Raw genomic sequence first — 14465 nt, forward strand, 5'->3', positions numbered from 1 at the left:
CTTTAAAGAGTCCTGCCTTTTCATATTGTGCTTATTCGTTTGATTCCAGTGTCTCCTGAAATTTCTCAAAGAAGAGATCGGCTTCGTCCTGAGCGAATTCGTCTTGAATATTCTCAGGGAGGGGGGGAAGCTCCTCAATGCTTTTCAGACCGAAATAGTCGAGGAATTCCTTGGTAGTTCCAAATAGGTATGCCCGGCCGGTTCCTTCCGCTCTTCCCACTTCCTTGACAAGTCCTTTTGATGTAAGGGTCTGAATGGGCCGCTCTGTCTTCACACCTCTTATTTGTTCGATTTCCATCCTTGTGATCGGTTGTTTATACGCAATGATCGCCAGGGTTTCAAGAGCTGCCTGGGAAAGGAAGCTTACATGAGGTGACTCCACCAATTTCTTTAAGTAATCAGCATTGCTCTTCTTTGTCACCAGTTGAAATGTCCCTGCTATTTCTATGATATAAATGCCTCTGTCGGCATCGTTCTCATAATCTTGCTTCAAGTCTTCAAGGATGCCCATCGCTCTTTGTTCTTCAATCTCAAGCACTGAACAGACCTGCTTCAGTGATAGACCTTCATCCCCTGCTGCAAAGAGCAGGCTTTCCAGGATCCCTTTCCAATTAATACTGTTCAACAAGTCCTGCCTCCTCTCCTGCTTCCACAAATATTTCCGTGAAGTTTTTTTCCTGATTGACGATGATTTGCTTCCGCTTCATCAATTCCAACACAGCAAGGAATGTAACGACGAGATGCTCTTTGTTATCAGTAGGGAAAAGACTGGTAAAGGATGTACGTTGTTTAAGGTTCCGCAAATTCTCCAGAATGTCATTCATCCTCTTCTCAATGGATATTTCCTGTCTGGTAATTCTTGTTTGCACGGGCCGTTGAAGCTTTTTCCTTCTTAATAATTTATGAAAAGCCCCAAGCATATCGTATAAGGATACCTGAACTTCTGTGTTCTTTAAATCCACCGCCTCGCTGAATTCAGAAAGGTCACTCGGAGGCTTCGTATACACCTGACCGCGTTCTTCTTCACGGTGCTTCAGTTCATTGGCTGCTTCCTTAAATTTACGATACTCGATCAAACGTTCCACCAGTTCATCACGTGGATCTTCCTCTTCAAATTCAATCTCATCGTTCAACATGCCTTCATCATGTTTTGGTAGTAGCATTTTACTCTTGATAGCAAGCAATGTAGCCGCCATTACTAAGTATTCACTAGCCACATCCAGTTGCAGGTTTTTCATCGTATGTACATATAACATATATTGCTCGGTAATCTGAGCCATAGGAATATCATATATATCAATTTCCAACGAATTAATCAGATGCAAAAGAAGATCCAGTGGACCTTCAAAAGCGTCAATCTTCACATTGTATTCCACTTTATCACCAAATTTCTCATTACAATCTTTCATGATAGCTACTTAATAGTATAGTAGAAAGACCCCTATTCTCCAATAGAAAGTTTTGCAATTATGGGCCTCCCTGTCGTTTTGACGATGGTTTATGCTACAATTTAACTACCTTACACCTAATGGAGGGATCTTATGGTTTATCCAAAAGCCTTTATCGATTTCCTGATGTATTTCCATGGAAATCGTGATTATTTTGAGTGCCATGAAATATTGGAAGAACATTGGAAGGATGCAGATCCTAAGAACAGGACTTCACATTGGGTGGGATTGATCCAAGTCGCAGTCGGTTTCTATCATTACAGAAGGGGGAATCTGACAGGAGCGGAGCGAACATTCAAGAAAGCAGCCCAGAATATACAATGGAACCAAGAAGAACTGAATAAGCTCGGGATTCATTCCCATCATCTTCACGATATGCTTGTTGATACCATTCACCAAATCAAACTGGATCAACCTTATCAAAGCATCGTCATCCCATTAACCGATGATTCACTGGTAGATCAGGTTCAAGCCAGATGCATGGATAACGGATACACCTGGTGCTCACCGAGTGACCTGTCCAATACCGGTCTCGTTCACCGTCATTCCCTCAGAGACCGTTCTGAAGTCATCTTGGAACGGGAAAATGCCTTGAGAAAAAAAAGTGGCAGACCACCCTTATAGGCGGTCTGCCACTAGATCAATCCTCGTGATTCACTTCTAAAGGATCCATCTCTTCACATTTCTCAAAAAATGAAGCGGTTTCTGAATTTGGTTTCACTTCGAGCTCGGAATGCATCTCCCTCAGATGTTTCACCATCGACTTCCCGATGCCTTCGTGACGGTGTGATGGATTGACTGATATATGTTGAATTTCTAATGTACTTTCTGTTTTGTAAACTCCGATCAATCCTACTATGTCCTCTTCTTTCCATAAAAAGAGCTGCCAATTATCTTCAGTTTCGTATTGCTTCATCGTTTGTTGAAGCTTCTTCAAATCCTTTTCATTTGGCATAAAAGATAATAATCCCATAGCAATCTTTTCAAACGCCTTTTTATACCGAATTAACATATTAACCCCTCGTTATGTTTTATGTCTAATCTATTTATTTCCTATTTTAGACAAAAACTAGAAATTTAATTGATATGAACGTTTATTTATCTTACTAAATTTACTTTTATTAAGCAAATCAAACCAATCAGTTCCCGGCAATGAACATCCAGTAGATGACGCCCCACCCGAGACCGGCAATGATTAATAGCAAGAATAATCCTCTATTACTGATCTTCATGACTGACTCCTTTGTTGACCCTATTCACTAATGTCATTGTTATTGTATAGTAAAAACGATAATTGTTAAAGTATGTAATCCAGGAAGCAAAAAAAGTAGTCTTTAAGTATGATATACTTAAAGACTAGACCCCTTTTCTTCAAAACGTTTCATCAAGCCTGATTAAGTCATCATATGTTTCCCTCTGAACCGCTAATCTTGCTCCCCCGTCCTCGACAAATATAACGGCGGGACGCGGGATCCTATTGTAATTATTCGCCATGGAATACCCGTAGGCACCTGTACAGAAAACCGCAAGAATATCTCCGGGTTCTGACATTGGCAATGGTAAATCCCATATCAACATATCCCCGGACTCACAACATTTCCCTGCAATGGAAACCGTTTCTTCCTCAACCAGGCCAGCTTTATTTGCTATGACCGCTTCATACTTCGCCTTATACAGGGCAGGTCTGATATTATCATTCATTCCCCCATCGATTGCTACATACTTACGGATTCCTGGTACGTCTTTCCGTGATCCCATTGTATAAAGGCTGGTCCCTGCATCCCCGACAAGAGAACGTCCGGGTTCAATCCAAATCTCAGGCATCATTAAATTGTATTTTTCTGCTTCTTCTTTAACAGCAGCAATCATTTCCTTCACATATTGAGCAGGAGGAATCGGGTCATCTTCTTTCGTATATCGGATTCCAAACCCTCCACCCAGATTAATGACCTTCGGATGAAAGTTATACTGTGAACTCCACTGAGCAACCTTTTCAATGATCTTCCTGGCGGCAAGAATGAAACCGGTCGTTTCAAAGATCTGTGACCCGATATGGCAGTGCAGACCCAACAATTCAATCGCTGCAGAGTCCATCGCCATTTTCATTGCCTTTTCTGCCTGACCATTGGCTAAATCGAAGCCGAATTTCGAATCTTCCTGCCCCGTAAGGATGTAATCATGAGTGTGGGCTTCAATTCCCGGCGTCACTCTTAACAATACTTTTGTTGACCGTTCCAGTGAGCTTGATAACTTGCTTACAAGCTTCAACTCATGAAAATTATCGACGACGATACAGCCGATTCCTTGCTCGATGGCGAGCATCAGTTCTTCTCTTGACTTATTATTTCCATTAAAATGAATTCGCTCTGGTGGAAATCCTGCCTTCAGTGCAGTAAACAGCTCTCCTCCTGAAACGACGTCCAGGGATAATCCTTCTTCCTTCATTACTTGAAAGATCGCAATACAGGAAAATGCTTTACTCGCGTAGGCGACTTCCGCTTTCACTCCAAGTGATTCAAATGTTTCTTTAAAGCCCCTAGCACGCTCTCTTATAAGTTTAGTGTCATAGACATAAAGGGGTGTACCATATTGAGCTGCCAGCTCTATGGTACTCACCCCTCCTATCTCTAAGTTCCCATTTTTGATTTTTGCTGATCCATGAAGATACACGAAACTCCTCATTCCCCTCTGTCATGCTCTACTATTACAACGTAATTTACCACAGAATGAGAATTGTTGCAATATTCTAAGATTTAGCCGGTTGTTTGTATTTGTTTCTCGGTTGGACGATGCTTGGACGAATTTTTGATCCCGGTACCGATTTCCTGACAAGGATCTGCATAAATGCCTTCGGGCTGAAAGGTAAGAGCGGCCAAAGATATGGTGTATTAAGTGACTTAATATTTGATACAAACAGAATAAAGAGGGTGCTACCTATCATCAACCCAGGTATATGGAAGAAAGCAACTGCCACCAGAAGGAGAAGCCTTGCCATCTTATTCGCTACACTTAATTCATAACTTGGGGTTGCAAACGTACCGATTGAAGCTACCGCTACATATAAGATGACTTCAGGCTGGAAAAGCCCGACGTCGATGGCGATTTGCCCGATTAAAACAGCTGCAATCAAACCCATGGCCGTCGAGAGCGGCGTCGGCGTATGAATGGCTGCAATCCTGAACATTTCAACCCCCATGTCAGCAATGAATAATTGCACGATGACAGGAATGTTGGTCTGTTCCTGAGGACCGACATACTTAATCACTTCCGGAAGCAACGACGGATCTAGAACAAATAAATACCATAAGGGCAGAAGGAATAATGAAGCAAGCACCCCAACAAAGCGTGTCCATCTTACAAATGTACCGACTGCCGGTGACTGCCTGTATTCCTCAGCATGCTGGAGGTGATGAAAAAATGTGGTCGGAGTGATGATGACACTTGGGGACGTATCGACAAAGATCAGTACATGCCCTTCTAATAAATGAGTAGCGGCAACGTCCGCTCTTTCTGTGTATCTGACCAGAGGGTATGGGTTATACCCCTGCTTTACAAGAAATTCTTCCACCGTTTTGTCCGCCATAGTCAATCCATCAATTTTTATGCTTTTTAATTCTTTCTTGATGACTTCAATCAGGCTTGGATTTGCCACATCGTCGATATACGCAATGGAAATATCCGTCTTAGAGCGTTCCCCTATGCGAAATATTTCAAACCTCAGTCTGGGGTCCCTGATTCTCCGTCTGGTTAATGCGGTATTCACAATGATATTCTCTACATATCCGTCACGGGAACCGCGTACCACTTTCTCTGTATCAGGTTCCGATGGCTGCCTTCCAGGATAGCTACGGACATCCACAATCAATGCTTCTTCGTAGCCTTCAACAAAGACCGCAATTAACCCGGAGAGCACTTCGTCCACTGCTTCTTCGATCGTTTTGACCGGCTCCACGGATTGATGGACGAGACGATTATGTACGATATCATACAATCGGCTTGTCGCCCGCTCATGGTCGTTGATTTCTACGAGTTCTTCTACTATTTCAATGATATAGGATGCATCTGTCAGACCATTTATATAGTAAAAATGAACCCCTTTTTTCAATATCATCAACTTACGCACACCTATATCGAAACTGGTGTTCAGTCCAACGTGATTTTTCATGTAATCTTCAATGACTGTTAAATCTTTAGGAATCGGTGTTTCCTTCTTCTTTTGAGGCATGATATCCGCTCCTTTCTAAGATGATTTCCACTGCTTTTCTCGTGATGGGGGCTCCTTGTGAGTAATGATCCCGTTTGGCCATTTTACCTATGTCACCAATCCCTACTATAACCGGGACAACGAGTTCATCCAGGCAATAGACGGTATCACCAGTCAATCTGCCTACGTCCATTTCAGGTACGCCGAATTTATCTACACCATATGGCGTCAACTCTCCAAACTTATCAATGCACACATCCACACGGGTCCATTCTGCCTGTCGTGTTTTACTGGCAACGGCGATGATTCCAAGGACTTCAACATCTGGGTGATTCGCAACATATTTTAAGGAACGCTCACCGGCACCTTCCCCAATGAATCCACTATCATCAAACATGACAAAGACAGGGTCGTTTTTGGCTCTTTTGATCAGTTTTACGACTTCTGGTCCTGACAGTACAGATGGATTTCCTTTAGAGCTTGAGATGCACCTGCCCCCATACTCTTTCGCAACGCACTCAATGGCACGCTTCGCATATTCGTCTCCATCTGTTATCAGGATCACTTTCCGTTTATTGTCCATATGAACCCCTGCCCCTTGCTGATTATTGATGTACCAAATAGAGCCAATGAAATAGTGAACCGAAAATCTTCCCAAATACGATGGCCATGATCAGAATCACAATCTGACCATCGATCCCTATTCGTTTGGCGAGGATTGGAAACACATTTAATACTTCCGTCAACGCGGCAGCCAAAAGTCCGATGAATACTCCACTCATGAGTCCGATTGGGATAAGGACTAATGGGGAAAAATGGAGAGTGTAATCATTCAGGCTGATGAACCCTCCTGTGAGGGCGCCGGTAATGACAGCCATTTCATAGTAATGAATCATCTTCATTGTTTTCGTTAATTGGGTTAATCGCGGAATGATTCCCAATACAGTTAAAAAAGCGACAAACCCTGAGCCCACTGCCAGTCCACCAGCGAATCCGATGAATACGGTGATCAATACATTAATGGTCATCTAGTTTCTTCTGACTTTCTTTATTTTCGTGCATGATGACATATTGATCTAAGTCCTGCTGGTAGTTAAACATTTCGACCTCGAGAGGGCTGGGCTCTTCATTGAGTCTTTTTCGAAACACATGATTGAAAAACAAGACCATTCCAAGACCTAAACCAAATGAATAGGGAACCTGGAACAATAAAGGATGAGGATCCACTCCTCCTGTCACAAAATGATACAGCCTTTGATGAACTTCTCTCATACTTACATCCTCATGGAAATTCATAATCGCCAGGGCCGCACCGATGAATAATAGTAACCACACGCCAATGAATAACGGGAGAGAGACTTTCTTTTTCTCATAGATCACTTCAATGATGCTCTGTGTGGGCCCGATCGTCTGTATATCCAGGCCCGAATGCTCTTTGCATACTTCCCTTATGACTCTCATGATATCCACTACGATAATGTTTTTATCTGAGGGGGTCACCTGGTGAATCGGGATATCCTTTATATCCTCCACGACCTCATCAGGTGCTATGATTTGAGCCAACTGAGAAAGCTTGACCATGCTCTCTTCCCTTACCTGCACTCGATGGCGTAAGCGTATATACAAGATACCTTCCATGCAGTTCACTTCCTGAAAACATGATTTTCCCTTCGTACCAATAGTATGGATTAACGTAATTTATTTATGTAATGACCATTTGGTGGAAGGGATGAATCAATCGCTCGAGTGAGAGGAATGGTACCGAACCAGAAGGACTGACGCTATTCGCATTGGAGAAAATTTCAAATGATTGTCAATAAAAAAACACCCTTGTTGGTTCAAAGGTAATTGAACCAACAAGGGTATTTCATTTATGACTCTGTGTGCATATGATCTTTCATCGTTTGTAATATCTTCTTCTCCAGCCTCGATACCTGTACCTGTGATATACCCAGCCGGTCTGCTACTTCTGATTGGGTCTGATCTTTATAGTACCTTAAATAGACTATCAGACGCTCCCGGTCATCAAGTTCTCGGATGGCTTCCTTTAAAGCAATCTTGTCAAACCATTTGTTATCCGTATTATCAGCGATTTGATCTAAAAGCGTGATGGGATCTCCATCATTTTCATACACGGTTTCATGGATCGAGGAAGGGGCACGGCTCGCTTCCTGGGCCATGATGACCTCTTCAACGGAATATTCAAGATGCTCCGCAAGCTCACTGACGGTCGGAACCCTGCCGAATTTCTTCGAGAGCTCATCCTTCGCTTTCCTGATTTTGTTTCCCATTTCCTTCAGTGAGCGACTCACCTTGACCGTCCCGTCATCCCGGATGAATCGCTGGATTTCCCCGATGATCATCGGGACAGCGTAAGTCGAAAACTTGACATCGTAGGTTAAATCAAACTTATCCACTGATTTCAGCAGCCCGATACTGCCTATTTGGAAGAGATCATCCGGCTCATATCCCCGATTTAGAAAGCGTTGGACGACGGACCATACGAGGCGCATGTTCTTCTGGACGATTATGTCCCTTGCGCTTTGGTCGCCACCCTGGCTTTTCTTAATCAGCTCTTTCACCTCGTGATCCTTCAAAAAAGGCTGTTCCTTTTCATTTTTCACTTCGACATCCATGGGCACGACTCCTTAATTGCATAGCGCTTTACTATTGGTCAAGTGCTTCTTCAATCTAACCGTGGTGCCTGTACCTGGGTGTGATGACACTTCTATTTCATCCATGAAATTCTCCATAATGGTAAAGCCCATTCCAGAACGTTCAAGCTCAGGTTTGGACGTGAATAGAGGTTGACGGGCTTCCTCAACGTCTCCGATCCCGATTCCTTCATCGCGAATGGTCATATCAATAAATCTATTTTCTTCCATGATTACAGAAATATACACTGTCCCATTCGGCCTGTTATCGTATCCATGAATGATTGCATTGGTAACGGCTTCCGAGACGACGGTCTTGATTTCGGTCAATTCATCCATGGTCGGATCCAGCTGGGCTATAAATGATGCAACAGTCACCCGGGCAAAAGACTCATTTTGGCTTAAAGAACTGAATTGAATGTTCATTTCATTTCTCATGTTATGCGACCCCCAATCTTTGTAATGCATTTTCTTCAGATGGTTCAAGACGAATGATCTTAAACAGCCCTGACATTTCAAATAATCGGTTTACAGAAGGGGAAATCGCACATACCACCATTTCTCCATGCTTTTGCTTGATCTGCTTGTATCTTCCCAAAATGACACCTAAACCTGAACTATCCATAAAGCTTAATTCCTCTAAATTCAAAATGATATGCTTCACATTCTCACTTTCAATCAGATTCGAAGCTTTTTCCCTGAGCTCATCGGCAGTATGATGATCCAACTCACCACTTAAACGGACACATAGTACATCTTTTTTGACTTCTAAGTTAATAGCAAGACTCACTATCAGAAAGCCTCCTTCTCTGTCGTATAGTGAGTCATTTCGCTATTCTTTTAGTAAATTCCTTCTCCATGACAAAACTAGAAGGAATTCGTCATAATTAGAGGTTATTTTCGGGTTTATTTCCCGACCTTTGTGAAAAGCCCGAAGGATTTTTTGTATAGTTCCCACCAGCTGGCTTCGTTTACATCTTTCTTGGCAACGAGGGTACTTTCCACTACTTTTTTCCCTTTATTCGTCACCACGAGTGTACCGACTTTATCCCCTTTATGAATGGGAGCTTTTAAATCTTTGGATAGAGTGACCTTTTGTTTGATTCCATCCAATTTTTCTCCTTTTTGGGCCAGGAGCGAAATCGGCTCATCCGTCACTGCTTCGACTTTGTTATCTTTCCCTTTGGACACCTTCACCTTGGCCAGGCTGTCACCTTTTTTGAATAGAGGCTTGGTTGAATACTGATTGAAGGCATAATCAAGCATTTTACTGACCTCATTGTTCCGTTCTTTCGGCGTTGGAGCACCGAAAACGACGGCGATCACTCTCATATTGTCTTTCTTAGCCGTTGCTGTAAGACAATATTTCGCTTCATTCGTGAAACCTGTTTTCAATCCGTCTACACCGTCATAGAAGCGGACCAATTTATTCGTATTCACAAGCCAGAATTTTTTATCCGAACCTTCACGTAAATAGGATTCATAACTGCCCGTGAATTTTGTGATCCCTTCATATTTTAAAAGCTCCTTCGCCATCATGGACATATCATGTGCCGAACTGTAATGATCTTTGGAAGGTAAACCTGTCGGATTTTTAAAATGAGTTTCATTTAATCCGAGCTCCTTCGCCTTTTTGTTCATCTTCTCAACGAAGGCTTCTTCACTGCCTGCGATATGCTCAGCCATGGCTACAGAGGCGTCATTGGCAGATCCAATGGCAATCCCCTTCAACATTTCTTCGACAGACATGCTTTCACCCGGCTCCAGGAATATCTGGGATCCTCCCATTGAAGCAGCGTATTCACTTGCTCGAACTTTGTCTTCCCACTTTATTTGACCTTTTTCAAGGGCTTCCATGATCAAAGTCATAGTCATGATCTTTGTCATGGACGCAGGTGCCAGCTTTTCATGACTGTTCTTTTCGTATAGTACCGCTCCTGTGTCACGCTCGATTAGTATTGCTGATTTCGCTACATCTGCCAATTCGGATTTCTTTTCCTGTGCAAACCCCATCGAAGGAAAAAGAAAAGCTGTCAAAACAAATGTCACCATTATATACGCTAAACGTTTCATCCAACTGTCCTCCAATCAAAATCTCGTTATAATTTCAATACTCATAGATCCATTTTTTCCATCCTCATCATTTTTATACAAACATTGGTAAAAAAGTAGAGGCGGGGGAGGAGCTAGGTGTAAAATGGTGGTTTGTTGAAGAAAAAGGGTATCGGTTATTTGAAAAAAATGTGAATTCGGAATATGAGAAATGATTATTTTGCTTGAGGATTTGGTATTATAGACTGCTTCAGTTGGGGTTTGCATGCTTAAAAAAGCTACCGTTCTTATGAATTGCGTCATTTTCATTGGTGATTGCGTCATTTTTAATTTTATTGCGTCATTTTCATCGGCGATTGCGTCATTTTTAGAATTATTGCGTCATTTTCTTCAATAATCGCGCTTTATTACAATAAATGGAAAATTACATCCCCTCACTCTATTTAAATCCAACAAAAAAACCCCTGCCAAAGGAGAATATCCCTTCGGCAAAGGCTTTGTTAAAACTAAATATCAACCCGTGATTTCAGTATGAATCAATGTAGGTGCTTCCACATGTTCAGATGTTACTTTAATGCTTTCATATAATTTTTCTTTCACGTTGTCGATGTTTTCATCGTTGCTGTAAATGGTAGCAAGTGATTCACCGGCTTTGACGGCATCTCCGATCTTTTTACGAAGTTCAAGACCAACAGCCAGGTCGATGACAGAATCCTTTGTTGCACGGCCCGCTCCCAACCACATGGCAGCTGTTCCGACAGCATCGGCCACGATTTCAGAAACATACCCATCGTGTTTCGCTTCAAGCTCGATCTTGTACTTTGCTTGAGGAAGCTTGGATGGTTCATCCACCACAGAAGGATCTCCGCCTTGTGACTCAAGGAATACCTTGAAATTCTCAAGAGCCGATCCGTCTTCAATCGCTTGTTGTAATAACGCTCTTGCTTCTTCTAACGTTGAAGCTTTCTCTGCCAGTAATACCATGTGGCTTCCAAGAGTCAGACACAGTTCCGTTAAATCTTCAGGACCTTCCCCTTTTAATGTATCGATCGCTTCCTTCACCTCAAGGGCGTTCCCGATGGCATATCCAAGGGGCTGGCTCATATCGGAAATGACCGCCATCGTTTTTCTTCCCACGTTGTTCCCGATGTTCACCATTGCTTTAGCCAGGTTCTTCGAATCATCAAGTGTCTTCATGAAGGCACCAGCACCCGTTTTCACGTCAAGGACGATGGCATCTGCACCAGCTGCGATCTTTTTACTCATGATCGAGCTTGCAATCAACGGAATGCTGTTGACCGTTGCCGTTACGTCACGCAACGAGTACAACTTTTTATCAGCAGGCGTCAAGTTGCCACTTTGACCGATGACAGCAAGTTTATTCTTGTTCACCAAACGGATGAACTCATCGTTTTCAATTTCCACGTGGAAGCCTTCTACGGATTCCAGCTTGTCGATTGTACCTCCTGTATGACCAAGGCCTCTTCCACTCATCTTCGCTACTGGGACACCAACAGATGCCACAAGCGGTCCAAGTACAAGTGTCGTTGTGTCACCTACTCCACCAGTGGAGTGCTTATCGACTTTAATCCCTTCAATGGCGGACAAATCAATCTGATCCCCTGATTCAACCATGGCCATCGTCAGGTCCGCTCTTTCTCTATCACTCATATCTTTAAAGAAAATGGCCATCGTCAAGGCACTCACCTGGTAATCAGGGATGCTTCCGTCCGTATACCCTTCCACGATGAATTTGATTTCTTCAGTAGATAACTCTTTTCCTTCACGCTTCTTCTCTATTAAGTCAACCATTCTCATTGTTGTCACCCACTCTTTTCAATTTTTCTGAATCAGTTTTTATAATGATTTCACGATTTCTTTCACATATGAAAGGAAATTGGCGCGGACCATTTCCGTCGTTTCCATGACTTCATCATGGGAAAGAGGCTGATCCAAAATTCCTGCAGCCATATTTGAAATACATGAAATTCCCAGTACTTTAATTCCTGCATGACGGGCCACGATGACTTCCGGTACCGTTGACATCCCGACTGCATCACCGCCAAGGGTGCGTGCAAGGCGAACTTCAGCAGGCGTTTCATAAGTAGGGCCTGTATTTCCTACATAAACACCTTCCTGCACTTCAATGGATAGTGTCTTTGCGATTGCTTTCGCTTTTTGACGAAGATCTTTACAATACGCTTCTGACATATCAGGGAATCTTGGCCCCAAGCGGGAGTCATTCGCTCCAATTAGAGGATTGCCGCCCATATTGTTGATATGATCTGAAATCAGCATCAAATCCCCTGCCTGGAAGCTTTCATTCACTCCACCGGCTGCATTGGTCACAATCAATACCTCGACGCCAAGTTCCTTCATTACACGAACAGGGAATGTCACTTTATCAAAACCATATCCCTCATAATAGTGAAAGCGCCCTTGCATGGCTACGACTTCCTGCCCCGCTAATTGGCCAAACACTAATTGCCCGGCATGACCGGCAACCGTTGAAACGGGGAAGTCCGGAATCTCCTTATAAGGGATTTTCACCGAGTTTTGGATTTCATCAGCAAGGACACCAAGTCCGGATCCCAGGATCAATCCGACCTTCGGCTGTCCTGTATATTGATTTTTCAAATGATTGGCTGCGTTTTGGATATTTTCGTAATTCATTTTCTTTACTCCTTTTCAACGTAAAGAGGAGGAAATGAGCCTTTCGTTCAGCTTCATCCCTCTCCTACTCGTATTTTTTATTTTAATTTCGTCAAGAAGCTTTGGCCGAACTTCGGCATGTTAACATTGAAGTTATCTGCAACTGTTGCCCCGATATCTGCGAATGTTTCAGATACAGGAAGTTCTTTCCCTACATCAAAACGCTTTGAATATACGAGAAGTGGAACATACTCCCTCGTATGGTCTGTTCCTGGAGCGGTAGGATCGTTCCCGTGATCGGCTGTAATGATAAGAAGATCATCTTCTGTCATTTTCTCGAACACTTCAGGCAGGCGTGCATCAAATTCTTCCAACGCCTTCCCATATCCTTCTGGATCGCGACGATGTCCATATAACGCGTCGAAGTCAACAAGATTCAGGAAGCTTAAGCCAGTGAAGTCTTGATCGAATGATTCAACGAGTCCATCCATTCCGTGCATGTTATGCTTCGTCCGAATGGATTCGGTCACCCCTTCACCATTATAAATGTCTGATATTTTGCCAATGGCGATCACATCAAAGCCGGAATCTTTCAATTCATTCATAACGGTACGGTCAAAGGGTTTTAACGCATAGTCATGGCGATTGGATGTGCGTTTAAACGCTCCCGGCTCCCCGACGAATGGACGGGCAATCACCCGTCCCACCAGGTATTCCTCTTCTTTCGTGATTTCACGGGCAATTTCACAGATCTTATACTGTTCCTCAATCGGGATGATGTCTTCATGAGCAGCGATCTGTAAGACAGGGTCAGCTGAAGTATAGACAATCAGAGCCCCTGTTTCCATATGTTCTTTGCCTAACTCTTCAATGATTTCAGTTCCACTCGCAGGCTTGTTTCCAATGATCGTCCTGCCCGTTTCAGCTTCAAGTCTTTGAATGAGTTTTTCAGGAAAACCATCCGGGTACGTCTTGAACGGTTTATCGATATTAAGGCCCATGATTTCCCAGTGACCTGTCATCGTGTCTTTCCCGACAGATGCTTCCTGCATTTTTGTGAAATAAGCAAGGGGCTTGTCGGCCTTTTCAATACCCTTCACTTCTTTAATATTTGAAAGCCCGAGTTTTCCCATATTCGGCATGTTGAGCCCGTTCATATGCTCAGCAATGTGGCCAATGGTATCCGATCCCTTATCGTTGAATAGTTCTGCATCGGGTGCTTCCCCGATACCGACAGAATCCATTACAATCAAGTGAATCCGTTTGTATGTATAATTACTCATTCAAGCAAACCTCCTATATATGATCCTTTTTTAAAAAAGCGGTTACATTTTCGATCTTCAATCGTATCATACCCTTATCTGCTTTATAGCAATCGACAGGATTTAACGTCAGAAGTCTGACATCTATATTCTACTTTTCCCATTCAAAAAAAACAAGAGAGATCCCTTAAAG

The 14465-nt window shown here is 43.0% G+C and carries 16 protein-coding genes; 1 reads left to right on the top strand and 15 read right to left on the bottom strand.

Features of this window, described 5'->3' with window-relative positions:
- Positions 1-31 precede the first annotated feature (31 nt).
- Both scpB and KYJ26_RS16130 read right to left on the bottom strand, forming a co-directional pair.
- A complete protein-coding gene (gene scpB, locus KYJ26_RS16125) occupies positions 32-625 on the bottom strand; it encodes an SMC-Scp complex subunit ScpB (protein ID WP_219168393.1) in 594 nt (197 codons plus the stop codon).
- Positions 612-1409, bottom strand: coding sequence for a segregation/condensation protein A (locus KYJ26_RS16130; RefSeq protein WP_219168394.1), 798 nt, complete (start codon positions 1407-1409; stop codon positions 612-614). Before KYJ26_RS16130 ends, scpB begins: the two co-directional genes overlap by 14 nt.
- A 132-nt stretch (positions 1410-1541) precedes the next feature.
- Between KYJ26_RS16130 and KYJ26_RS16135 the strand changes: the two genes are divergently transcribed.
- Positions 1542-2072 (top strand): DUF309 domain-containing protein, encoded by a 531-nt coding sequence (locus KYJ26_RS16135; RefSeq protein ID WP_219168395.1) that lies wholly within the window; start codon positions 1542-1544, stop codon positions 2070-2072.
- A 16-nt stretch (positions 2073-2088) separates the two neighbouring features.
- On the opposite strand, the gene KYJ26_RS16140 is transcribed toward KYJ26_RS16135, so the two are convergent.
- From KYJ26_RS16140 to deoB, 13 genes are all read right to left on the bottom strand, one after another.
- Positions 2089-2460, bottom strand: a complete 372-nt coding sequence (locus tag KYJ26_RS16140; protein ID WP_219168396.1) for a GNAT family N-acetyltransferase — start codon at positions 2458-2460, stop codon at positions 2089-2091.
- Between the two features lie 359 nt (positions 2461-2819).
- Entirely contained in the window at positions 2820-4118 is a 1299-nt protein-coding gene (gene lysA / locus KYJ26_RS16145; protein WP_219168397.1) for a diaminopimelate decarboxylase, read from the bottom strand.
- A gap of 76 nt (positions 4119-4194) precedes the next feature.
- Positions 4195-5673, bottom strand: a complete 1479-nt coding sequence (locus KYJ26_RS16150) for a spore germination protein (protein WP_219168398.1) — start codon at positions 5671-5673, stop codon at positions 4195-4197.
- Positions 5639-6235, bottom strand: a complete 597-nt coding sequence (gene spoVAEA, locus KYJ26_RS16155; RefSeq protein WP_219168399.1) for a stage V sporulation protein SpoVABEA — start codon at positions 6233-6235, stop codon at positions 5639-5641. Before spoVAEA ends, KYJ26_RS16150 begins: the two co-directional genes overlap by 35 nt.
- 22 nt (positions 6236-6257) lie before the next feature.
- A complete protein-coding gene (locus KYJ26_RS16160) occupies positions 6258-6680 on the bottom strand; it encodes a stage V sporulation protein AB (protein WP_219168400.1) in 423 nt (140 codons plus the stop codon).
- The gene (locus tag KYJ26_RS16165) at positions 6670-7290 is read right to left on the bottom strand and encodes a stage V sporulation protein AA (RefSeq protein WP_219168401.1); all 621 of its coding nucleotides are present in this window, start codon (positions 7288-7290) and stop codon (positions 6670-6672) included. The genes KYJ26_RS16160 and KYJ26_RS16165 overlap by 11 nt, the downstream gene beginning before the upstream one ends.
- A 233-nt stretch (positions 7291-7523) precedes the next feature.
- Positions 7524-8288: an RNA polymerase sporulation sigma factor SigF gene (gene sigF / locus KYJ26_RS16170; protein ID WP_219168402.1), complete on the bottom strand. Its 765-nt coding sequence runs from the start codon at positions 8286-8288 to the stop codon at positions 7524-7526.
- Positions 8289-8300: 12 nt separating this feature from the next.
- Positions 8301-8744 carry an anti-sigma F factor gene (gene spoIIAB, locus KYJ26_RS16175; RefSeq protein ID WP_219168403.1) on the bottom strand — a complete coding sequence of 148 codons (444 nt, stop codon included), beginning with the start codon at positions 8742-8744 and terminating at the stop codon, positions 8301-8303.
- A 1-nt stretch (position 8745) separates the two neighbouring features.
- Positions 8746-9096 carry an anti-sigma F factor antagonist gene (spoIIAA, locus tag KYJ26_RS16180; RefSeq protein ID WP_044340116.1) on the bottom strand — a complete coding sequence of 117 codons (351 nt, stop codon included), beginning with the start codon at positions 9094-9096 and terminating at the stop codon, positions 8746-8748.
- A 116-nt stretch (positions 9097-9212) separates the two neighbouring features.
- Entirely contained in the window at positions 9213-10379 is a 1167-nt protein-coding gene (locus KYJ26_RS16185) for a D-alanyl-D-alanine carboxypeptidase family protein (RefSeq protein WP_219168404.1), read from the bottom strand.
- Positions 10380-10871: 492 nt separating this feature from the next.
- Positions 10872-12176, bottom strand: coding sequence for a pyrimidine-nucleoside phosphorylase (locus KYJ26_RS16190; RefSeq protein ID WP_219168405.1), 1305 nt, complete (start codon positions 12174-12176; stop codon positions 10872-10874).
- A gap of 39 nt (positions 12177-12215) precedes the next feature.
- Positions 12216-13031, bottom strand: a complete 816-nt coding sequence (locus KYJ26_RS16195; protein ID WP_219168406.1) for a purine-nucleoside phosphorylase — start codon at positions 13029-13031, stop codon at positions 12216-12218.
- Positions 13032-13108: 77 nt separating this feature from the next.
- Positions 13109-14293, bottom strand: coding sequence for a phosphopentomutase (gene deoB, locus KYJ26_RS16200; protein ID WP_219168407.1), 1185 nt, complete (start codon positions 14291-14293; stop codon positions 13109-13111).
- Positions 14294-14465: the final 172 nt, after the last annotated feature.

It is taken from the genome of Rossellomorea orangium (assembly GCF_019334305.1).
Taxonomy (GTDB): domain Bacteria; phylum Bacillota; class Bacilli; order Bacillales; family Bacillaceae_B; genus Rossellomorea.